Raw genomic sequence first — 20,112 nt, 5'->3', positions numbered from 1 at the left:
GCGGCGAACCGCCCCGAAGACACGAACACCATCGGGACGACTCACCGCAGCAGGTGGCGCACCGCTCAGGCTCCGCCCGTCACCTCGGGCACATCCGTATCCAGGTCGATCAAACGAGCGAGCTCGGCAGCGGAGATGCGCTGCGCGGCGGCGGCTCGTCCCGATTCACTGAAGTGCAACCCCTCCGACTGCAAGAGCACGATCGGGTCCTCGGTCACCGCAGGGTCCGGCCACCGAAAATCCGCCGATACCTCGCCGCTGACCTTCAATACTCGGTGCGCATTGGCCGTCGGAACACTGGTCAGCCGCGCACTGACGGCATTCGGGCTCGAGCCGATGACCTCGGCGACATCCGAGAAGCTCGTCCACCGTCCGGCGGGGATCGACGCCAGGATCTGAGTCATCAAACGCCATTGCGGCATCGTCGGTGCCGCGATCGCCGATTCGTCCGGCCCCGGCCAGATTCGGACGGCACGTTCCGCCAGCCCACGTGCCCGGTGTCGAATCTCGGTGGCGCCCCAGTTGATCGACGATGCGATCTCGCGGTTCATCCGCAGCCCACTGTCGGCGAGAATCTTCTTCTTCGCGGTGAAACCGTCGTTGGCGAGTTTCGCGTTGTACGCCGTCAGACTGAGGTTTCCCAGGGTATGCACGAGCATTCCATGGAGGTCCTCCGGCGTCTCATCCTCGGCAGCGCCCTCGACCAGCATCTGCCGCCACTCCTCGGTCAACGACTGCGGGAGGACGTGTTCGATGGTCAGTCCCGACTTATCGAAGTCGACCGGTTCGCCATGTCGATGATCCTCCTCCAGGCTACGCAGCACGAAGGTCCGTTGGGTGCCCCGTCCGGCCCAGTAGAAATTGTTGGTGAGCACGGCATCGCGCAGCTGCCGGTCGGTCGGGAACTTCTTCCTCGGGCCCGACAACGCCTTGGTGATCGCGGCGGCCGTGGGGGTCTCCTCGCCGATCTCCTTCACCAAGGACATCAGTACCCGGTTCGATCCGGTGCTGCCGATGCGAGTGATCATGCGCCGGACCAGATAGCTTTCGACGACCCGCAATGCGTCCGATGCCTCGTGATCGGAAAGCCGACCGTCATCGTGCGCCAGCAGGATCCGCAGGGCAATCGGACGCACCACCCCGGCGCCCCACCGATCCAGCCGCCCGAGCGCCTGGCGCAACCGGTCCGTGATCGCCGAGGACGGCTCGATGATGGCGCGGAACAGTCGTGCCTTTCGATGCAGCTCGGTGATCCATTCCACCAACGGCGCTTCGCCGTCCAAGGCGTCCAACCGCTGTTGTTGGGCCTGATAGACGGATTCCTGAGTGGCCCGATCATCGCCCCGCAGCACCAGGTCGAGCCAGACGAGTTCTTCGAGCTGTTTGTTGCTGAGCAGCTCCTGCAACGGCAGCCACTGCCTGCGATAGACGTCCTCACCCTGGGTCGGAAGGCGCATGAAGAGATAGTTGCGCAGCAGATCGGCCTGGGTCAGCGGCTGGCCGGTGTAATTGAGGGATTCGAAGATCCGGTGCACGTTGTCGTCCCGATGCGCGGCGATCTCCACAATGCTCAACCGGCCGGCGATAGCCTGCTCGATCCGGGCGATGTCGTGCGGGTCGTCCGGGTCGTCGAACGCGACGAGCGCACTGCGAAAGTAGCGGTATGCCTGGCCGATACGGTCTTCACCGCCCGCATCCGGGGCCTGCTCCAGCAGCGAGATCCAGGCCTGCCGGTCGGCTTGGGTAGGCAGCAGCGTGTAGCACTCCTGATCGGCGGCATACTTGTTGAACAGGTACAGATCGTCGATCTTCTCGGCCAGCTTCGGGTCATCTCCCCGAACGTGGTCGCGGATCGCGCAGAGCAGAATGCTCAAGGTGGTGAGTCGTTGTTGCCCGTCGACCACGATCCAACCCTGCACTCCGGCTGCCGTGTTCGTCGGGCTGGGAGCGAGCACGACGGACCCCATGAAATGCGCGGCCTCGGTGTCGTCTTCCAGTAGCGCGCTGAGATCGCTCCACAATTGCTGCAGGTCTTTGCGCTCCCAGCTATAACGGCGCTGGTAGAGCGGGATGAGGTATTGTCGTTCACCCTGCAACAAATCACGGAGCTTCGTCTCGTTGGCCTTCATTACTCTCCTCACGACACCGTGAAAAAGTCGCAGCGGGTGTCCTCGATGAGAGATGATCGTAGCCATTCGACGAATACACCGAGCCGCTCGGTGCGGACATACTTGCTGTTCGACTGCCCCGCAATCGGCCGATGGGTGGATATCCTCTAACCTGCCGATGAGATCCGCTCGGTACCAGGCATACCGCACTCGACACTATCGCGACGAGGTGAGCAGCAGCTCGGTCACATCGGCCCGATCGAGCGCCGCCGCGCACCACCGGAAATGCCCGTCCGCCCCATCAGCGGCATAGGAGTTGGCGCCCGCGATCGCATAGGCGGCCCGGTACAACAACTGCGTCTCCACCGCGTGTCCGAGCCGGTCGGCGAAAACCTTCATCAGGGTGTCATCGTCGTCCCTGGCCTCCGGGCCGTACATGTCGAAGAATCCGGCGGCGGCCGCAGCCTCGAAAGCATTATCCCCGGCCGTGCTGACGAAGCCCCAATCCAGCAACGCGGTCGGCTCTCCGGAATCGCTGGCGAGGATGTTCTCCGGACAGATGTCCCCGTGCACGAGCTGCGGCTCGGTGGCGGGCAAGGCGTTGAGCAGGTCCACTGTGGCGGCGAGCTTCCGGTCGAAGTCGGTTACGGAAGCCCGCAACACCCCAGCGAAGCGGTCGGCGCGGCGCTGCACCAGGCAGGCAAGCGCCGCGGACCAGGTGTCGTGCCCGGCCCACAGTGGACGTCCTTCGCTCAAGACGGGCAGTGACCGCGCCGCAGCGCCTGCGGTGGTCCTCTGGAGGGCAGCGACCACGTTCACGGTGGCCTCCAGCGCCGCCGCCTTCGATAGTTGGCCCGAATCAAGCTTCGAACGCAGGGATTCACCGGGGAGATACCGTTCGATCGTCACCTGCCGTCCCGCGTGCTCGGTGTTATCGACGATCTCCGGGGTGGCAAAGGGCAATCGTTGACCGGCCAGTTCCGCGTAGAGATCTCTCAGCGGTCGAAGTTCACCGACCTGCCGGGAATGCCACACCTTGCCCACCAGCCCGGCAGTCAGCCTGAAGACCTCGCCCTCCATTCCGCGCCCGATGACCTCGGCCTGGTTGAATCCGAGTGTGCGGAAGAAGTCGGTCCACAGTTCTGTCGGCTGGCTCACCGTTCCATTCTCCTGTCAGACATCGGGGCGGCTGGTAGCGCCTACCGCCACGTGATACCTCCTCACGCGCGGCAGGCGCCAGTCATTTCTGCTGCCGCCGTCCGTTATTCGCCGCCCTCACCAGGTCGCCGGGAGCCCCAACATCGGGAAGACGTCGGCGGTGAAGGCCAGCACTTCGGTTACCTGGTCGCCTTCGGTCCGCAGCACGTCCAGTCCGAATGCCTGATACACCGACTCTCCCTTCGCGCGGACATAGACCGCTGCGGCGGGTTGCCGGTTCACAAAGGTCTCGAACACACGGAACTCCATCGCGTCGGGGCCATCGCAGGCCGGTGTCCACGCCGCGATGATGGCGTCGCGCCCGTCGTAGCGGAGCGTCTCGCCCTCGGTATGACCACTGGCTCCGGGCCGTTGCCCGAACCGCGCATCCGATCGAAGCAGCGAGGTCAAGGCCGCGAGATCGGCCTGCTCGCTGGCAGCGACATAGCGGCGCAGCAACGCGCGTTCCGCCTGACTCGGTTCCGTGGTGGCCGCCCACTCCGTCCGACGGGTCGGGAGATGCTCTCGGAGGGTTCCGCGCGCCCGTTGCAGTGCGCTGTTAGCCGAGGCGACGCTGTCACCCAAGAGTTCTGCCGTATGCGATGCGGGCCAGCCCAGCACGTCGCGCAGGATCACCACCGCCCGTTGGCGAGGGGGAAGATGCTGGATGGCCGCCAGGAAGGCCAGTTCGATGGTCTCCTTCGCCACTGCACGAGCAGCAGGCTCTTCCTCCTCCGGGGCGGCAGGCAGCAGGTGATCCGGGAAGGGCGACAGCCAAGGGATCGTCACCGGGGATGCCGGTCCGGGTCCCGGTGCAGCCAGCCGGCGAGTCGGATGCCGGTCCAGGAAATCCAGACAGGCGTTGGTCGCGATCCGATACAGCCAGGCACGAAACGTCGATCGGCCCTGGAAGGTGTCGCGCTTGGTCCAGGCTCGGAGGAAGGTCTTCTGGGTGAGGTCCTCCGCGTCATCGAAGGACGCCACCATCCGGTAGCAGTGCACCCGTAGTTCGCGCTCGTGGCGCCGCACCACCTGGGCGAAAGCCGATTCGTCCCCATCGCGCACCACGGCCAGCACCGTGTCCCGCTCGGCCACGGACGCCCCGTCGCCTTCCTCAGTCATGTGCTCGTCGAGTCCATCGCTGTACTTCATACCGGTATGACGGTGCCTGCCCACGAAACTGATCGGTGCGACCTCGCTACCGGGATCCGGTTCAGCCGAAAGACCGTTCGTATTGCGCCTGCAGATCACCTGCAGCCGGCGTGTCTGTTTCGAGGCGGATCCCCGCCGGGTCGTCGCCGCCGAGCACGGCGGCGAGTCGGTCGAGGCCGACGTGCCAACCGAAGGCGTTGAACGGCGCGAACGACGGGTCGTCGAAGATGTTGTCGAAGGTGAGCCGACAACCGCCGTCCTCGGCCTCGGCCAGCTCCCAGCGCAGGACCTCGGTGCCCCAGGTGTATTCCAGCAGTGATGGCGGGACGCAGGAGATCACCTGTCCGACCTCCACCGGGATCTCGTTCGATCCGGGTGCCGGATGGAAGACGAGCTCGGCGCCGTCGGCCGAGAAGTCCAGCTGTGATCGGTCGTAGTCGAGATACTGGGCGAACCAACCCCGCAGGTGCTCGGCCTCGGTGATGGCTCGCCAGACCTTCTCCTTGGAGCGACGGGATCTCCGTTCGAACGTGAGCCTGCAACGCCCGTCGTTCGTCGTGGTCAGCTGTCCCAGCTCGGGTATATCCATGGTCGGAAATATAGCTACATAGGAATATTGTGGCAACCGATGCCCGGTACGAATCGGGAGAACGAGACGACTCCGGTGCTCGCTCGGCCATCGGTTCCACACCACAACGGGCGATTCCCGCTCGAATTCGTGGACGGGCGAAGTCACCTGACTCGGGATATCGCCAGACGTGAGCACGATGTACGGGTCCGCCGTCTACCGAGGTCTCGCAGCAGGTTCGACACTGGTCAGCCAACTGCGCAGCTCGGTGGCCAGCGCGACCGGGGCGTCGTAGTGGATCAGATGACCTGCACCCGACACGATCTTGGTCGTGGCGCCGGGGATCGCCTGCCGCAGTCGTTCCGCCCGATCCACCGGAATCCAGGTGTCGTCGGCGCCCCAGACGATGTGCGTCGGGATATCGATCCTGTCCAGCAGTGGTTCCAGTTCGGCGGTGAACCGTTCGTCGGCCTGCGCGATCTGCCGGTAGAACGCGGCCTGACCTTCCTCGTCCAACCAGGGCGCGATGAGGGTGTGCATCTCGTCCTCACGCAGGCCCCGGTGGCTGGCGCCCGCGATGTAGGCCTCCAGCGCGCCCCGGTGCACCGACGCCGGGAGCTGCGCGAAGACGTGTGCATTCTCCTTGACCAGGGTGAAGAAGGGCGATCCCCACGGGCGCAGCGCCACGACGTCCACCAGGCACAACGAGGAGTATCGCGCCTCGTGCAGCAGCATCGCGCGCAACGAGACCGCTCCGCCGTAGTCGTGCGCGATCACGTGCGGCGAGTCGAGTTCCCAGTGTTCGAGGAGATCGGCGAGGAGCTCGCCTTGCACTCCTAGATCCACGGGGTGGTCCGGGTGTTTGGACGAGCTTCCATAACCAGGCATGTCCCAGCGGTACACGGTGAAATCGGCGGCCAGGGCCTCGGCGAACGGATGCCAGAGGGCGGCCGACCATGGTGTGCCATGGCAGAGCACCAGCGCGGGTCCGGTGCCCGTCTTGGTCCATGCGACCTCACGGCCATGCCAGGAGAAACTACGGTCGAGCTGCATCAGTACAGGATGGCTCATCCCGCCGCGCTCGCATCGTGGATTGTGGTGACCACGACCGATCCGGGCCTCCTCGGAACGCTTCGAGCCGCCCATCAGCGACATTTCGCCGAGGTGAGCGCTATGCCGCCGCGCCGATGGGCTGCGGAAGCACCGGCTCGGCCTGCGCAGCCCCTTGTGCCGCAGCGGCGCGCAGGCGGAAACCGATGCTCAGGAGGCGGCGCGTTCGGTTGCGGGCCTACGTCGCAGTCCCGGGTTCTGCAAAGCCGGGGGCAGGTAGGCGGACAGGTCGGGCACGCCGATGTCGGTTCCGGGCGGCACGATCTCGTCGATCCGATCGAGGATCTCGTCGGTGAGCGTGACTTCGGCACCCGCGAGCAGGTCGTCGAGATGGTCCATCGTGCGTGGTCCGATGATGGCGCTGGTCACGCCGGGATGGGCGATGGCGAAGGCCATCGCGAGATGTGTCATCGGCAGGCCTGCCTCTTCGGCGAGCGGAACGAGCCGCTCGATGACGTCGAGGCGATGCTCATCGGTGAAGCTGTCGAAGATGGCAGCGCGGCGCAGGTCGGTCTGCTGTCCCTTTCGGATGCGTCCGGTGAGCATCCCCTTCGCGAGCGGACTCCATACCAGCGTGCCCATTCCGTAGCGTTGAGCAACGGGCAGTACTTCCGCTTCGATGCCTCGGTTGAGGATCGAGTAGGTCGGTTGTTCCGTTCGGAAGGGTTGTAAGCCGCGCCGCTGCGCCACCCATTGGGCTTCGACGATGTCGGAGGCCGGCATCGCGGAGGACCCGATGGCCCGGACCTTCCCACTGCGGACGAGGTCCGACAGCGCGGAGAGTGTCTCCTCGATGTCGGTGTCGGGGTCCGGGCGGTGCAATTGGTAGAGATCGAGATGGTCGGTCTGCAGACGCCGCAGCGAGTCCTCTACCGCGGTGATGATCCAGCGTCGCGAGCCGCCCTGCCGATTGGGATCCTCTCCCATCGGTCCCCAGAACTTCGTGGCCAGGACGACGTCGTCACGCCGCCCTTTCAGCGCCTTGCCCACGATCTCCTCCGACTCGCCCTGCGAGTATCGGTCGGCGGTGTCGACGAAGTTGATTCCGGCATCCAGCGCTCGGTGGACGATGCGGATCGAATCCTCGTGGTCGGTGTTGCCGATGGCGCCCAACATCATCGTGCCGAGTGCGTAGGGGCTGACCTTGATGCCGGTCCGGCCGAGAACGCGGTACTGCATACGGTTTCTCCCTGGGGTTGCGGTCGAAGATGCGCGGCGGCCTGGCCGCGCACGTAACCTGTACCGAAGCGGAAAGCTATTCCGGAATAATACGGAACAGCTTTCCACTTACGCAAGTGGAGGGTGGACATTGACCGAGGATCCGATGTCGAACGGAGCCGACTCCACCGACTCGGGCACACCCGAGCGCGCCCCGCGTCGATTGCGCGCCGATGCGCGACGCAACCTCGACGCCCTGCTCGACGCGGCCAAGACGGTGTTCGGCACGACAGGCGTGGACGCACCCGCGAAGGAGATCGCCGACCTGGCAGGCGTCGGAGTCGGAACTCTCTACCGGCACTTCCCACTACGCTCGGACCTGGTCACGGCCGTGTTTCGCCACGAGGTGGACGCCTGCGCCGACGCAGCACCGGCGCTGACTGCGGCGAACCGCCCGGCAGACGCACTGGCGAAGTGGCTGCACAGGTACACCGAGTTCCTCGCGGCCAAGCCCGCGCTCGCGCCCGCCCTGCACTCGGGCGACCCGGCTTTCGATGCCCTACCCGGCTACTTCATGCGGCGATTCGGTCCCACCCTCGAATCACTGCTCGATGCCGCGGCCGCCAGCGGCGAGATTCGCGCCGACGTCGGCCCGAAGGAGTTGCTGTACGCCGTCGCCCACCTGTGCCTACCCGTGACAGGCGAAGGGATCGAGCACAACCAACGCATGGTGGCGCTGCTCGTCGACGGACTTCGCTACGGAGGCAGCCGGGAGACACCGTAACGCCGCCCGATGCCGTCGTGGCGCCAATATGGCGCCAATCTGACGCGAATTCCTTGCCATGACGCCATCGCGGTGCCATGATGGCGTCATGGAACTCAACTCGTTCGTCGAGCGGCTTCGCTTGGAGTTGGCCACGGCAGCGGAGGCCAGCGGCGAGGACGCCCGAGTGCTGGCCGAACGTCTCATGGCGCCGCTCGATTCCGCAGTCCGACTCACGCTGCTCGAAGCGCTGTCGACGGCGGCGAACGAGATCACCCGCGATCTGGCGCCCGGATCGGTCGACGTCCGGCTCCGGGGCAGAGATCCCGAGTTCGTCGTGACACCGGCGCCAGCCGAAGCCGCCTTCGAAGCTCCCGAGATCGACGACCTCCCCGCACCGGACGATGGGGCACGCGCGGGCTCCTCGCCCACCGACGAGGGTCCCGCAGCCCGGATCAATTTCCGACCGCCGGAACACCTCAAGGCACGCATCGAGGAGGCAGCCGGGCGGGAACGCCTCTCGGTCAACGCGTGGCTCGTCCGGGCCACCACGAGAACACTCGATCTCGACGAACCGAGGCGCTCGCAGGCCGGGCGACGCGGCCCGCTCGGCGGGCACTACACCGGTTGGGTGCGGTAACACCCGGCCGCCGCCAGGTCCACATCACCCGGTCGCCTGACGCGGGCGCCTCGTCTCACCGGGCCCCCACCTCGACTCACACTGGCCTGACCAGGTGAAACATCCTTATGACTCACGAGAAGGGCTCAGCCATGCCTACTTTCGCCACCCCGCAACCGATTCTCGCCCGCTTCGAACTCGTCGTCGGCGAAGCGCGGATCATCGCGAGTGACCGCACCGACACCGTCGTCGACGTGCAACCCAGCGACGCCACCCGCTCCGCCGACGTGACCGCCGCAGCACAGACCAGGGTCGACTACACCGACGGCAGACTCACGATCATCACTCCCAGACAACGTGGTTTCCTCGGCAAGCCCGGCTCGATCGACCTGCGCGTCGAGTTACCCACAGGCTCGGGCGTCCGCGCGGATGCGTCCGTGGTGACCTTCCGGAGTCAGGGACCGCTCGGCGACTGCGAGTTCACCTCGGACGTCGGCGACATCCACCTCGAACAGACGGCCGCACTGCAATTGACGAGTCACGCAGGCAACGTGACCGTGGAACGCGTGGTGGGCCGTTGCGAGGTCAAAGCAGGCTCGGGAAGCGTGCGGGTCGACGACGTCGATGGCCCGGCCACCATCAAGAACTCCAACGGCGCGTCCCGGGTCGGTGCCGTGACCGGCGATCTGCGGGTCAATGCGACCAATGGCGCCATCACCATCGATCGCGCGCACCGCAGCGTGGGTGCCAAGACCGCGAACGGCAGCATCCAGGTCGGCGAGGTCGCCAGCGGGTCGGTTGTGCTGAGCACCGCGGTCGGCGGAATCGATGTCGGAATCCGGTCGGGCACGGCAGCCCTCGTCGACGCCCGGTCCAAGCTGGGCCGGGTCGACAACCGGCTCGACGCGGTCGCCGGTCCGGCCGAATCCGATGATCGGGTCGAGATCAAGGCCCGCACCGCCTTGGGCGACATCAAGATCTGCCGCGCGTGAGTCCCGCGAGCCGTGGCTGTGGTCGTGGCATCCGACCGTTCGGAGTCCGAAAGACGCGGTCGGATGCAGGCCGACAGCCACGGTCGGTGTCGGACACGGACCAGGGAGAACACCGATTCCTTGTCGGTCGGGATGAGTACGTTGCGCCGATGGAACCCTTCCGCATCGCCGTGTCCGACAGCGCTCTCGCCGATCTCCGCCGACGGCTTGGGCAGACGCGATTCGCCCGGCCGGTGCGGCAGCAGGAACCGACGGCCTGGGGCGTGGGGACCGCGCCGGACTACCTGCGTGATCTCATCGAGTATTGGGCAACCGATTTCGACTGGCGCGCGCGGGAGAGCCAGCTGAACTCGTTTCCGCAGTTCACTGCGGACGTCGCCGGAGAAACCGTCCACTTCGTCTATCTGCGGGCCAAGCCGACGCCCGATGATGCGCAGCCGATTCCGGTGATACTCAGCCATGGGTGGCCGTATTCCTTCATCGAGCTACTTGCGTTGGGCGCCCGGCTCGCCGATCCCGCCGCGCATGGCGGGCAACCGGGCGACGCCTTCGATGTGGTGATCCCGTCCCTGCCGGGGTTCGGGTTCTCGGAGCCGATGCGGGACGAGCCGTTCGTCCCCCGGGTGGTCGCCGCTCGGTGGCACACCCTGATGACCGAGGTGCTCGGTTACGACCGTTATGCGACCTACGGCGAGGATGTCGGCGCCCCGATCAGCGATTGGCTCGCGGCGCGCTATCCCGAGCAGGTGCTCGGCCTGTTCGCCACCCACGCCGCGTTCGCCCCCGACGAGCGCAAACAAGATCTGAGTGCGGCCGAGGTCGCGTTCACCACCCGGCTCGCGGAGAAGTGGAAGGGCGAGACCGCCTACAGCGCACTACAGGCGTCGAAGCCGGACACGCTGGCCGCCACGTTGAACGACTCGCCTGCCGGGCTCGCGGCGTGGCTCGTCGAGAAGTTCCGTGGTTGGAGCGGCGAGTTCGAGAGCTCGTGGACTCGTGACGAGGTGCTCACCACGGTGATGCTCTATTGGGTCACCGAGACGATCGGCTCCTCGTTCCAGCCCTACTGCGACCACCGCTGGGACACCTCGATTCCGGAGATCGAGGTGCCGGTGGGCGTCGCGGTGCACCCGGGTGAGACCGGGTTCCCGCAGTCCTATGCGGCCAGGACCTACCGGGACATCCGGGTGTGGGAGGAACTGCCCAGCGGCGGTCACTTCGCGGGCAAGGAGACGCCGGACCTGCTCGCCGACCGGATGCGGACCTTCTTCCGACCGCTGCGCGGTTGATGGTCGGTGACCTGGTTCGCCGGCTCTTCGCTCTCAGTCCGGCATTCGGTGCAGAATCATGATGCCGTTGTAGAGCGGCTGATCACGACGCTGGGCATCGGTCTCGACGAACTCGTCCAGAACCGCCTGGATTCGCCGGTCCAACTCCTCGCGGTCGCGTTGCCCGAGATGGAACGCGAACCGCGCGTACACCTCGACCGAGTCGGGGCCTGCCTCCCGTAGTTCTTCCTGGAATGCCTGGATGGGTGCGTAGCGGGACGTCGGTTCGACATCCGTGAGCGGCCCATCCAGCCACCAGGTGTGCCCGCTGAAACGGTAGGGCTTCTCCAGAGCGCCGCTCTCGCCGGTGCGCACGGGCGCGGGCTCCAACAAGCCCGCCTCGACGAGCTGTCGGACGTGGTAGAGCACCGTTCCGGGGTCGCGGTCGAGCCGGTCGGCGAGCTGTTTGTTCGTCAGGTCCCGCTGCCCACACAGCCGCAGGATGCGTAGCCGGAGTGGATGGCCCAACGCCTTCACCTCGCGGTCGGTCGCGGGGCGGCGCCGACCGGGTCCGGGATGGGATTCGTCCGGGGACACCTCGGTCGACTCATCGCGCATGGACGAACGTTAAAGCTCGACAGGCGAAATATCGAATCGATGGAGTTTTCTCAATCGATGTGCAATTCTCCACCAATGACGGCAGACAACGCGGGGCACTCGGCTCCCGCAACGCGCCCCGATGCACAGTCGCCCCCGGGGACGACGACCGAAGCTGTTCCCCGACGGACCGAGGTCTCCGGATCGGCCTCAGAACCTTCCGGCGAGCGCGGCAAGCCCGTACCCGCAGGCTCACTGGGCTCGTCCTTCTGGTGGTTGTGGACCTCATCGAGCCTGTCGAACCTGGCCGACGGCATCCTCAAGATCGCGTTGCCGCTGGTCGCGGTCCAGTTGACCCGCTCCCCGACCTTGATCGCGGGGCTCACCGTGGCACTGACGCTGCCGTGGCTGTTCTTCGCGCTCCCGGCGGGCGCGCTGGCCGACCGGCTCGACCGACGGCGCGCGATGATCGGCGCCAATCTCGTCCGGGTCACCGTGCTGGCCGGTTTGGTGGTGTCGATCGTCTTCGATGTCGGCTCGATCTGGGTGCTCTACGCGATCGCGCTGTGCATCGGCATCACCGAGACGATCTACGACACCTCGGCGCAGTCGATCATGCCGCAGGTGGTGCGGCGTGATCAGCTGCCGCGCGCCAACGGCAGGCTGTATGCCGCCGAGCTGACGACCAACGAGTTCGTCGGCCCGCCGCTGGCGGGCGTGCTCGCCGTCGCGGGTGCGGCCGTGGCATTCGCGGCGCCGGTGGGTTTGTGGGCGGCTGCGGTGGCGGCGCTCTTACTGGTGCGCGGTCGTTTCCGCGTCGCGCGGACGAAGCAGACGACGATGCGCGCCGACATCGCGGAGGGACTGCGTTTCCTCTGGAATCGACGGCTGCTGCGCACGCTCGCCGTGCTGGTCGGCATGCACAACTTCGCCGCCAACGCCGTGTTCGCCGTCCTCGTCCTCTACGCCGTCGGTCCCGAGTCGGCCCTGGGCCTGTCCGCCCCGGCCTTCGGACTGTTGATGACCGCAACGGCCGCAGGCGGGTTGGCAGGCTCCTTCATCGCCGAGTGGGTGGAACGCACCTTCGACCGAGGCTGGACGCTCGCGGCCACCATTCTGTGTGGCGCGATCCAATTCGGGGTCCTGGTGGTGACCACCGATCTCATCCTCATCGCCGCAGCGTTCTTCCTCGGTGGTGCGGCCACCATGATCTGGAACGTGCTCACCGTGTCGCTGCGGCAGCGGATCGTCCCCGATCACCTACTCGGCCGAGTCAACAGCGGCTACCGACTTCTCGCCTGGGGAACCATGCCGCTGGGCGCGGCCATGGGCGGAATACTCGCGCAGCTCTTCGGACTCTCCACGGTGTTCCTGGTCATGACGATCGTGCTGCTGGCGAAGTTGATCGGCATGCGGGGCGTGACCACCTCGGCGATTGTCGCCGCCGAGCAGCAGGCGAATCCCACCGAACCGAGTCGGTGACACGGTAGCGTTCGAAGATGATCTCTTCGTGGAAACCCGGCGATGGCGTGCTGCAACTGCCATCGGGCCGACTGATCCGAGGACGAGGCCTACGTAAGCCCGCTCCGCCGGGTCCCGAACCCACCTATGGCCTGTACCTGTTGGGTCACCCGCCACCGCAGGTCGAATGGGAGCACCGCTGGTTGCGGTGGCCCGACTTCTGGCTGCCGTCGGACCGCGATGAGGCGGTCGAGGCGTTGCGGACGGCGTGGGAGCGGGCCGAGACCGACCGAGTGGAGGTCGCCTGCGGGGGCGGCCGTGGCCGCACCGGAACCGCGTTGGCCTGCCTAGCCGTACTCGACGGTGTGCCGGCGGCCGAAGCGGTCGATTATGTCCGCAAGCATTATTCCCGGCACGCCGTCGAGACACCCTGGCAACGGCGTTTCGTCAAGCAGTTCCGCTCGACCACCGATCACCCGAGGCAGCCCTGACACGACACGATCCGGTCGTCGCCGTTCACGACCGAATTTCCCACCCCCGCACGCCACAGTCCCAGCTTCCGGAGACGATCAACGGCTTGCCATCGATCGTGCCCGTTGCCAGCCCGCCGACACCGTCGAGATGCCCGGACAGCTCCATGTCCTCGGCGTAGCTGTCGATGTCGCCGCCTTCGGTGAGTTCGTCCTGGTCCGACGCATCCCATACCCGAACCGGAGCGGGCACGCTGCTGTCACCACTGACGAATAAGGAGCGCCCATCAAGCTGAGCACTGATCACCGTGGCCGTTCCGCCGAAGTCGGGATCGGCGTGCACCCGGACCCGCCCGGTTTCGAGATCCCACTGCGCGAGCGATTGGTGCTCACCTCCCCCACCGACCACGATCCGACCGCCCACCACCTGAGCGCCGATCGCCATGACGTCGCCGAACTCGTACCCGCCGGGTTCCCAGGGATTGTCCAGCTGATGACCGGTCCACTCGTCCGCAATCGGATCCCAGCTGAATACCGCGCCGCTGAAGTCCGCGCAGACCAATAGGATCCGTCCATCGTGAACGACGAGGTCGAAGTCCAGGATCGGCGACTCAGAGGGAATCCGACTGGATTGGACAAGGCTCAAAGGCGAAGACACGGGCGCGAAGCCTAGGAGAGGCCCCGACACGACAAGGTAAATCGCGCAGCGAGCTGGTGCGCCCAATACGGACACTCCGGAAGTATCCGGCCCGGGATTCTGTACAGCAATTGACCGGCCCGCAACGGATAAACCGTCACCCACGCAGGAAATACAGAACTGTCATGACCACCGCGGTCGTCAACACGACCGTTCGGAGCACGCCGGGTGGGAGGCGACGGACGAGGTGAGCGCCGCCATAGCCGCCTGCGAGCGCTCCTACCAGCATGGCCGCCAGTGGGAGCGGTTCGGCGAGCACGTCGGAGGCGACGAGGAACAGGAGGGTCGCGGTGAGGTAGACGGCGCCCAGCTGCACGATGCGCATCGGATTGCTGGTGGCGGTGTCCAGGCCCAGCCCGATGCTCCAGAAGGCGAGCATCAGGATGCCTACGGCTCCGCCGAAGTATCCCCCGTAGATCGCCAGGATGAACTGTCCGATCAGGATCGTGCGGGTGCCGATGATCGCGGCCGAGGGCACCGAGCCGGAACCGGCGGTGGCGCGACGTTGGCGCAGCGCGCTCAGTTTGGCGGACAACGGGCGGCCGAAGGCCAACACGATGGTGGCGAAGGCGAGCAGCCACGGCACTGCGGCGTCGAACGACTCGGAGGGCAGGGTCAACAGCAGCGCCGCGCCTGCGCCACCGCCGAGGACGCTGGCGGTGAGCAGGGCTTTCGTCGAGGTCGTGCCGATCGGCAGCACCTCCCGCCGATACACCCAGGCGCTCACCAGCGCTCCTGGCACCAGCGCGACGGTCGCTGCGGCGTTCGCGGTGACCGGGGACAGGCCTGTCGCCACGAGCGCGGGCAACGCGACGAAGGTTCCGCCGCCGCCCGCAGCGTTCAGCGCGCCCGCCACTGCACCGGCGAGCAGCAGGAAGAGAAACTCGGCCACCTGTCGAGCATCGACGCGACCCACGCCGGGCACAATGCGCGATCTCCGCAGTCAGGGTAAGGCTGGGCCATAGGCTGAACTGGTGCGCTACGACCTGGACGACCTACGGCTGTTCCTGCATGTGGTGGACGAGGGGTCGATCACCGCAGGGGCCCGCCGGATGCACCTGAGCCTGCCCTCGGCCAGTGCGCGGGTCCGGGCCCTGGAGCATCACGCCGGGGTGACGCTGCTGGTCCGAGGTCGACGAGGCGTGCGTCCCACCCCGGCAGGGAGCACGTTGGCCCGACACGCTCACGAGGTTCTCGCCCAGACCGCGCTGTTGGAAGGCGCGGTTGCCAGTTATGCACGTCCCTCGGCGGCACCGTTGGTGCTCCTGGCGGGCGGTTCGGCGATGCATCGATTCGTGCCGCAGGCGCTGGTCTCGTTTCTGCGCAGTCATCCCGACGTCGACGTCACCGTCAGCGAATGTCGCACCCCCGAGACCATGCGCTTGCTGGCGGCGGGCGAGGCCGATCTCGGCATCGTCCAGAGCCACGAGGCGATCGGCGACGAGCTGCCGATCGAGGCGTTGGGTGACGACTCCTTGGTGGCGATCGGCCAGGCCGGTGGGGTGCTGGTGGACCGGGCCGCCGTGTCCTATCGGGAAGTCGCCGAACATCCGCTGGTCGGTCTCGGGCCCGGTTCCTCCCTTCAGCATTGGATCGAGACGAGCCTCGGGGCGAACGCTCCCGCAGCCCGTTTTCGCACGCTGGTCCCGGATCTGACCACGCTGATCGCGTTGGCCGTCGCGGGTGTCGGGCTGGCCGTGGTGCCTCGCCGATCCGTCGCGCCGGAGTCCGCCGTGGAGGTCTGCGAGTTGACCGATTCCTGGGCTCGCCGCGCCCACCTGCTGTGTTGGGGTGCTCGGGAACGCGGCGAGCCGGAGATCCGGACCGCGTTGGCCGATCACCTACGAGCCGCCGCGCGGCGGGGGACGGAGGGTGGCTCCTCGATAGTCGACGGGCATCAGAGTTAGCTCGGCGCTTCCGCACAGGTTCTGTCGGCGGTCGACGGCAGACTGTGATCGGCGGAGTACCGGGCCGACAGGAGGACGGCATGCCGATCGAGTTGACTGCCGCACGTTTCGTCGAACGGTTGGAAAGCCACCGTTCAGAGGAGGAACTGCGTAAGATCCAGCGCTATTTCAAGTCCGGCGTCGGCGAGTACGGCGAGGGAGATGAGTTCATCGGGGTGCGGATGGGCCAGGTCTTCGCCCTGGCGAAAGAGTTCATCGACCTAGCGCCCGCCGAGCTCGAACGGCTCTTGGAGAGCCCGATCCACGAGGTTCGGGCGGGTGCACTCAGCGTGATGGACAAGCAGGCCAGGAGAAAGAAGACCGACGAGCAACGTCGCAGGGAACTGTTCGAGCTGTACCTGTCGCGGATCGATCGAATCAACAACTGGGACCTGGTCGATCTCGCCGCGCCCTATGTGGTTGGCGGTTATCTGTTCGACCGATCTCGCGACGTTCTGTATCGGCTGGCCCGCTCGAGAAACATCTGGGAGCGACGTACCGCGATTGTCGGCACCAGCTATTTCCTCCGACACCACGAGGTGCACGATACGTTCGCCATCGCGGAGATCCTGCTCCGCGACGAGGAGGATCTGATCCACAAGGCCACGGGCGGATGGGTGCGCGAGGCGGGGCGCAAGGATCCCGCTCGATTGCTCGCGTTCTTGGACCAACACGCCGCCGCCATGCCACGCACCATGCTGCGCTACGCGATCGAGCACCTCGACGCCGACCAACGGGCCTATTATCGCGGGCTCAAGAAGCGGACGGCCTAGTACACCCCAGCATCGACCCCAGCATCGATCGACCTGCACTGGATCGACGGGCTCGGCAGCGCGTGCACTCCGCAATCGGCACGCACTGCCCCGGGGAGCTCGCGCAGCACTCGTGAAGCCCGCGCTCAGTTTGCGAGGAAATCGAGCAACTCGTCGGTTACGAACTCCGGGTTCTCCTCGACAAGCCAGTGCCCCGCGTTCGGCACATCCACCGCACGCACGATGTTGGTCAGCCTCGGCGCCACAGTGGCCTGGACCGGTTCGAGCTGTCCTTCGGCGGTCATGAGGAGGGTAGGAACATCCGTCGGTACGGCCTCCATGGTGTCGCTGACGTCTTGGTCGAGGGCCCGGTAAAGCTCGAAGCCACCCGCCAGGACCTCGGGTCTGCCATAGGTTCGTGCGTACTCATCGATCTCTGCCTGGGTGAACGGGGACCGATCCGAGGTGCCGCCGAACGAGGATCCCTCGTAGGCGACCTGGGGATAGAACAACTCCAGGTATTCGCGGACATCGTCGCCCACCACCGTCTCGGGGACCCGTTCCTGAGAGTGAAAGGCGATGTGCCAGCTCATCGAGCGATAGGTGGCCGCATCGATCGCGGGCCCGGGCAATGGCAGGTCGAGATAGCCCAGAGCGACGGTGTCCCCGGGGAACTGGGCGGCGTACTGGAATGCCACGGCCGCGCCGAGGTCGTGACCGACGACGCGGGCGTCATCGACTCCCAACTGATTAGCGATCAAAGTGTGGACGTACCGGGCCAGAGTCGCCTTGTCGTAACCGGTCGGCGAGCCGGTGCTGTCGCCCAAGCCAGGCAGGTCGATGGCGTACACGGTGTGGTGCTCGGCGAGCTGCGGCATGATCGACCACCAGCCGTACCAGGTCTGCGGCCACCCGTGGATCAACACGACCGGCGAGCCGCTGCCGCCGGTCACATAGTGCATGCGGACGCCGTCGACGTCGGCGAACTCGTGTCGGAAGGTGTGATCGAACGCGGGATCGTCGTGGGTGGCGACGGCGTGGGGCGCGATGTCCTCGACGGCAGGCGTGGCGCAGGCTGCAGCGCCGAACGTGAGTAGGACCGCGAGCGGCAAGGTCGCCGCCATCCGAGTGGAACGGTCGAAACGGCGTGTTGACGGGCATGATTCGGTGATCATCTTGGTCCCTATCGTGGAAGGAAGGCGGTCGGTACCCGTTCGCATCGACGACGAATCCGCGCGGACTCGGCCGTGGGTCCGCCCGAACGGGTCGAGAGAGGGCGCGGTCTCGACGCTGCGCATCGCGCGCGATCGCAACGCAGCCCAGTGTTGCCGGCGCCCACACTGCCTGGCACGCGATCTTGCGGTTTCGGCAAGATGGGACTCGTGGACCAGGAAACGGAAGATGTGCTCGGAGTGGTCGGACCTCGACTGCGGGCGCTACGACGCGACCGAGGCTTCACCCTCGCCGACGTCGCCACGAGAACCGGCGTCTCGGAGAGCACCCTGTCCCGACTCGAGAGCGGGCAACGGCGCGCCACCCTGGAGTTGCTGCTGCCGCTGTCCCGCACCTACGACATCCCACTCGACGACCTTGTCGGTGCCCCACGCACCGGTGACCCACGAATCCATCTGAAGCCGATCGGCCGATTCGGCATGGTCTTCGTTCCGCTGTCCCGGCGGCCCGGTGGGACACAGGCGTTCAAGATGATCATCCCGGCGCGGGAGAAGCCGCTCGAACCGACGCCACAGACTCATGACGGCTTCGAGTGGCTGTATGTCCTCAACGGGCGGCTACGGCTGGTGCTCGGCGAACGCGACTTGACCTTGTCTCCCGGTGAGGCTGCCGAGTTCGACACGTCCTTGCCGCACTGGTTGGGCACCGCCGACGGCGGCGCGGTCGAGCTGCTCATCCTGTTCGGTCTGCAGGGCATTCGTGCGCATGTGCAGGCGAATCCCTCGTCGTGACCGGTGTGCAGGGAATCGAGCGGGTGCTGGCCTCACACCGCCTCGCCCGCATTCGAGATCGATCGTGGGTCGAAGACCGCTTCACTCGGTTCGGCTGGTCGGGCACGTCCTCGCCGCGTCCCCTCGCGCAGCCAGCGGCGTTCGAGCACGCCGACGCAGTGGAGTCGGGCGAGCAACACCATCCCGCCGTCGAGCACGTCTGATTAGAGGCAGGCGCCTCGGATGTAGCTCTGCCAGGTGGATCGGCCGGTGGCGGCCCGATCCGGGCGCGGATGGACCGCCAGCTCGGTGATGTCCACGGTGGACTCGGCCTCGACGTTTACCGACGAGATATCCGCGGGTTCGTACCCGGCCGCGACTCGGCGTGCAGGCGTTTTACCGTCCGGTCCCGGCAGCGACTCGGCGGGGCCAGGGCCGCGCCCGATCACCACGTCGTGGCTCATTCGGCGACCGCCGAGGCGGGCCGGGCGATCACCGGCAGCTCCGAACCGAGTCGCAAGCGCTCCAGGAACAGCACGGTGGTCGCGGCGGCACTGCGATGGGTCTGGTCGTTGAGCGCGTCATGCCTGCCGCCCACCAGTCCCACCAGGTCGGCATGCGGCGCCGCGTCATACCAGCCGCGCACTCCGGCGAAGGGGCTGATCATGTCGGATTCGCCGTGCAGCCCCAGGATCGGCACCGTGATCGACGCCGGGTCGGCCCGGTCGAACCACTCGGCGGGGGCGCGGCGGCCGAGCGCGCCACGCCGCACCGAGGGGTCGAGGTCGAGTACTCCCTGGTGGGTCGGACATCCCGTCCTGGCGTCGAGTTCGTCCTGCCAGTCGGCCGTATCGGCCCAGTACTCCGCCCGGCTAGGCAGGCCTGCCAGGACCAGTCCCGATATCGAGGTCGCACCCGGCGCGGTGCGGTCGGCGAGCGAGGCGGCGGCGAACAACGCACCGGTGTCGGAGCCGACCAACACCAATGGTCGGGGCAGGGCGTCGTTCGCGATCAGGGTGTCCAGCTGTCGGGTCGCCCGATCGGCGTCCACGGTCGGATCGGCGACGGCCCACACTCGGTAGCCGTCGGCGCTGATCCGTCGTCCGAACCGTTCGTACACGCCGGGGTGTTCGCCTCGTCCGGGAACGATGATCACGGTGCCACGGAGGGCGATGCCCGTGGGTTCCGGCCAGGTCGCGGTGAGCGGGGCGGCTTCGGCGATCGTCACGCGGGTCTCCTTCATCTCGGCTCGGGTGCAACGGGTACGGCTGCTCGGCCCCATTTCGCATCGGCGGTGGCCGGGCCGGTCAC

22 protein-coding genes are annotated in these 20,112 nt (G+C 66.7%); 10 read left to right on the top strand and 12 right to left on the bottom strand.

All coding sequences use genetic code 11. The features are described 5' to 3' along the window. Positions 1–65: 65 nt before the first annotated feature. The 6 genes from BKA25_RS10640 to BKA25_RS10615 all read right to left on the bottom strand — a co-directional run bounded on the left by BKA25_RS10640 (position 66) and on the right by BKA25_RS10615 (position 7,314). Positions 66–2,129, bottom strand: a complete 2,064-nt coding sequence (locus BKA25_RS10640; protein WP_069850181.1) for a DUF262 domain-containing protein — start codon at positions 2,127–2,129, stop codon at positions 66–68. 195 nt (positions 2,130–2,324) lie between these two features. Beyond that, positions 2,325–3,266 carry a phosphotransferase family protein gene (locus BKA25_RS10635; protein ID WP_216637735.1) on the bottom strand — a complete coding sequence of 314 codons (942 nt, stop codon included), beginning with the start codon at positions 3,264–3,266 and terminating at the stop codon, positions 2,325–2,327. 117 nt (positions 3,267–3,383) lie between these two features. Continuing rightward, entirely contained in the window at positions 3,384–4,427 is a 1,044-nt protein-coding gene (locus BKA25_RS10630) for an RNA polymerase subunit sigma-70 (RefSeq protein ID WP_069853792.1), read from the bottom strand. Between the two features lie 91 nt (positions 4,428–4,518). Next, entirely contained in the window at positions 4,519–5,046 is a 528-nt protein-coding gene (locus BKA25_RS10625) for an SRPBCC domain-containing protein (RefSeq protein ID WP_069850183.1), read from the bottom strand. 195 nt (positions 5,047–5,241) lie between these two features. Beyond that, positions 5,242–6,078 (bottom strand): alpha/beta fold hydrolase, encoded by an 837-nt coding sequence (locus tag BKA25_RS10620; protein WP_069853793.1) that lies wholly within the window; start codon positions 6,076–6,078, stop codon positions 5,242–5,244. A 207-nt stretch (positions 6,079–6,285) separates the two neighbouring features. Further along, positions 6,286–7,314, bottom strand: a complete 1,029-nt coding sequence (locus BKA25_RS10615) for an aldo/keto reductase (protein WP_069850185.1) — start codon at positions 7,312–7,314, stop codon at positions 6,286–6,288. A gap of 145 nt (positions 7,315–7,459) precedes the next feature. Here BKA25_RS10615 and BKA25_RS10610 point away from each other — a divergent pair, with 145 nt between their 5' ends. The 4 genes from BKA25_RS10610 to BKA25_RS10595 all read left to right on the top strand — a co-directional run bounded on the left by BKA25_RS10610 (position 7,460) and on the right by BKA25_RS10595 (position 10,956). Beyond that, positions 7,460–8,077, top strand: a complete 618-nt coding sequence (locus BKA25_RS10610) for a TetR/AcrR family transcriptional regulator (RefSeq protein ID WP_069850188.1) — start codon at positions 7,460–7,462, stop codon at positions 8,075–8,077. Positions 8,078–8,165: 88 nt separating this feature from the next. Next, the gene (locus BKA25_RS10605; protein WP_069850191.1) at positions 8,166–8,696 is read left to right on the top strand and encodes a histidine kinase; all 531 of its coding nucleotides are present in this window, start codon (positions 8,166–8,168) and stop codon (positions 8,694–8,696) included. A 131-nt stretch (positions 8,697–8,827) separates the two neighbouring features. Next, positions 8,828–9,667 (top strand): DUF4097 family beta strand repeat-containing protein, encoded by an 840-nt coding sequence (locus BKA25_RS10600; RefSeq protein WP_069853794.1) that lies wholly within the window; start codon positions 8,828–8,830, stop codon positions 9,665–9,667. 149 nt (positions 9,668–9,816) lie between these two features. Beyond that, positions 9,817–10,956, top strand: coding sequence for an epoxide hydrolase family protein (locus tag BKA25_RS10595; RefSeq protein ID WP_069850193.1), 1,140 nt, complete (start codon positions 9,817–9,819; stop codon positions 10,954–10,956). A gap of 33 nt (positions 10,957–10,989) precedes the next feature. Here the strand turns inward: BKA25_RS10595 and BKA25_RS10590 are convergent, their stop codons facing one another. Continuing rightward, positions 10,990–11,553 carry a winged helix-turn-helix domain-containing protein gene (locus tag BKA25_RS10590; protein ID WP_069850195.1) on the bottom strand — a complete coding sequence of 188 codons (564 nt, stop codon included), beginning with the start codon at positions 11,551–11,553 and terminating at the stop codon, positions 10,990–10,992. A gap of 75 nt (positions 11,554–11,628) precedes the next feature. Between BKA25_RS10590 and BKA25_RS10585 the strand changes: the two genes are divergently transcribed. Beyond that, positions 11,629–13,014 (top strand): MFS transporter, encoded by a 1,386-nt coding sequence (locus BKA25_RS10585; RefSeq protein WP_084643128.1) that lies wholly within the window; start codon positions 11,629–11,631, stop codon positions 13,012–13,014. Between the two features lie 17 nt (positions 13,015–13,031). Continuing rightward, a complete protein-coding gene (locus BKA25_RS10580) occupies positions 13,032–13,484 on the top strand; it encodes a protein-tyrosine phosphatase family protein (RefSeq protein ID WP_069850197.1) in 453 nt (150 codons plus the stop codon). Positions 13,485–13,509: 25 nt separating this feature from the next. Here the strand turns inward: BKA25_RS10580 and BKA25_RS10575 are convergent, their stop codons facing one another. Together BKA25_RS10575 and BKA25_RS10570 are read right to left on the bottom strand one after the other, a co-directional pair. Continuing rightward, on the bottom strand, positions 13,510–14,121 hold the full coding sequence (locus BKA25_RS10575; RefSeq protein ID WP_157421129.1) for a WD40 repeat domain-containing protein: 612 nt from the start codon (positions 14,119–14,121) through the stop codon (positions 13,510–13,512). A gap of 136 nt (positions 14,122–14,257) precedes the next feature. Continuing rightward, complete coding sequence (locus BKA25_RS10570; protein ID WP_069850201.1) at positions 14,258–15,052, bottom strand: TSUP family transporter; 795 nt, start codon at positions 15,050–15,052, stop codon at positions 14,258–14,260. Between the two features lie 82 nt (positions 15,053–15,134). On the opposite strand from BKA25_RS10570, the gene BKA25_RS10565 reads away from it, so the two are divergent. Together BKA25_RS10565 and BKA25_RS10560 are read left to right on the top strand one after the other, a co-directional pair. Then, on the top strand, positions 15,135–16,067 hold the full coding sequence (locus BKA25_RS10565; protein ID WP_069850203.1) for a LysR family transcriptional regulator: 933 nt from the start codon (positions 15,135–15,137) through the stop codon (positions 16,065–16,067). Between the two features lie 80 nt (positions 16,068–16,147). After that, positions 16,148–16,879: a DNA alkylation repair protein gene (locus BKA25_RS10560; RefSeq protein ID WP_069853796.1), complete on the top strand. Its 732-nt coding sequence runs from the start codon at positions 16,148–16,150 to the stop codon at positions 16,877–16,879. Between the two features lie 125 nt (positions 16,880–17,004). Here the strand turns inward: BKA25_RS10560 and BKA25_RS10555 are convergent, their stop codons facing one another. After that, complete coding sequence (locus tag BKA25_RS10555) at positions 17,005–17,982, bottom strand: alpha/beta fold hydrolase (protein ID WP_069850205.1); 978 nt, start codon at positions 17,980–17,982, stop codon at positions 17,005–17,007. A gap of 258 nt (positions 17,983–18,240) precedes the next feature. Here BKA25_RS10555 and BKA25_RS10550 point away from each other — a divergent pair, with 258 nt between their 5' ends. After that, complete coding sequence (locus tag BKA25_RS10550) at positions 18,241–18,822, top strand: helix-turn-helix domain-containing protein (RefSeq protein WP_069853797.1); 582 nt, start codon at positions 18,241–18,243, stop codon at positions 18,820–18,822. Beyond that, positions 18,819–19,025 carry a hypothetical protein gene (locus tag BKA25_RS10545; RefSeq protein WP_069850207.1) on the top strand — a complete coding sequence of 69 codons (207 nt, stop codon included), beginning with the start codon at positions 18,819–18,821 and terminating at the stop codon, positions 19,023–19,025. Before BKA25_RS10550 ends, BKA25_RS10545 begins: the two co-directional genes overlap by 4 nt. On the opposite strand, the gene BKA25_RS10540 is transcribed toward BKA25_RS10545, so the two are convergent. Together BKA25_RS10540 and BKA25_RS10535 are read right to left on the bottom strand one after the other, a co-directional pair. Further along, a complete protein-coding gene (locus BKA25_RS10540) occupies positions 19,026–19,265 on the bottom strand; it encodes a hypothetical protein (protein WP_069850209.1) in 240 nt (79 codons plus the stop codon). It abuts the gene before it with no gap. Beyond that, positions 19,262–20,029 (bottom strand): alpha/beta hydrolase, encoded by a 768-nt coding sequence (locus BKA25_RS10535; RefSeq protein ID WP_236750291.1) that lies wholly within the window; start codon positions 20,027–20,029, stop codon positions 19,262–19,264. Before BKA25_RS10535 ends, BKA25_RS10540 begins: the two co-directional genes overlap by 4 nt. Positions 20,030–20,112: the final 83 nt, after the last annotated feature.

Source organism: Actinoalloteichus hymeniacidonis (assembly GCF_014203365.1).
Lineage (GTDB): Bacteria > Actinomycetota > Actinomycetes > Mycobacteriales > Pseudonocardiaceae > Actinoalloteichus_A > Actinoalloteichus_A hymeniacidonis.
Note: the sequence above shows the minus strand (reverse complement) of the source record. Positions and strands in the feature narration are given on the sequence as shown.

What these genes read in the sequence shown, in the direction of transcription:
- BKA25_RS10615 (WP_069850185.1), bottom strand. Translation starts at nt 7,314, where the DNA reads ATGCAGTACCGCGTTCTCGGCCGGACCGGCATCAAGGTCAGCCCCTAC.
- BKA25_RS10595 (WP_069850193.1), top strand. Translation starts at nt 9,817, where the DNA reads ATGGAACCCTTCCGCATCGCCGTGTCCGACAGCGCTCTCGCCGATCTC.
- BKA25_RS10630 (WP_069853792.1), bottom strand. Translation starts at nt 4,427, where the DNA reads ATGACTGAGGAAGGCGACGGGGCGTCCGTGGCCGAGCGGGACACGGTG.
- BKA25_RS10620 (WP_069853793.1), bottom strand. Translation starts at nt 6,078, where the DNA reads ATGCAGCTCGACCGTAGTTTCTCCTGGCATGGCCGTGAGGTCGCATGG.
- BKA25_RS10555 (WP_069850205.1), bottom strand. Translation starts at nt 17,982, where the DNA reads ATGGCGGCGACCTTGCCGCTCGCGGTCCTACTCACGTTCGGCGCTGCA.
- BKA25_RS10560 (WP_069853796.1), top strand. Translation starts at nt 16,148, where the DNA reads ATGCCGATCGAGTTGACTGCCGCACGTTTCGTCGAACGGTTGGAAAGC.
- BKA25_RS10610 (WP_069850188.1), top strand. Translation starts at nt 7,460, where the DNA reads ATGTCGAACGGAGCCGACTCCACCGACTCGGGCACACCCGAGCGCGCC.
- BKA25_RS10605 (WP_069850191.1), top strand. Translation starts at nt 8,166, where the DNA reads ATGGAACTCAACTCGTTCGTCGAGCGGCTTCGCTTGGAGTTGGCCACG.
- BKA25_RS10580 (WP_069850197.1), top strand. Translation starts at nt 13,032, where the DNA reads ATGATCTCTTCGTGGAAACCCGGCGATGGCGTGCTGCAACTGCCATCG.
- BKA25_RS10585 (WP_084643128.1), top strand. Translation starts at nt 11,629, where the DNA reads ATGACGGCAGACAACGCGGGGCACTCGGCTCCCGCAACGCGCCCCGAT.
- BKA25_RS10600 (WP_069853794.1), top strand. Translation starts at nt 8,828, where the DNA reads ATGCCTACTTTCGCCACCCCGCAACCGATTCTCGCCCGCTTCGAACTC.
- BKA25_RS10540 (WP_069850209.1), bottom strand. Translation starts at nt 19,265, where the DNA reads ATGAGCCACGACGTGGTGATCGGGCGCGGCCCTGGCCCCGCCGAGTCG.
- BKA25_RS10625 (WP_069850183.1), bottom strand. Translation starts at nt 5,046, where the DNA reads ATGGATATACCCGAGCTGGGACAGCTGACCACGACGAACGACGGGCGT.
- BKA25_RS10640 (WP_069850181.1), bottom strand. Translation starts at nt 2,129, where the DNA reads ATGAAGGCCAACGAGACGAAGCTCCGTGATTTGTTGCAGGGTGAACGA.
- BKA25_RS10590 (WP_069850195.1), bottom strand. Translation starts at nt 11,553, where the DNA reads ATGCGCGATGAGTCGACCGAGGTGTCCCCGGACGAATCCCATCCCGGA.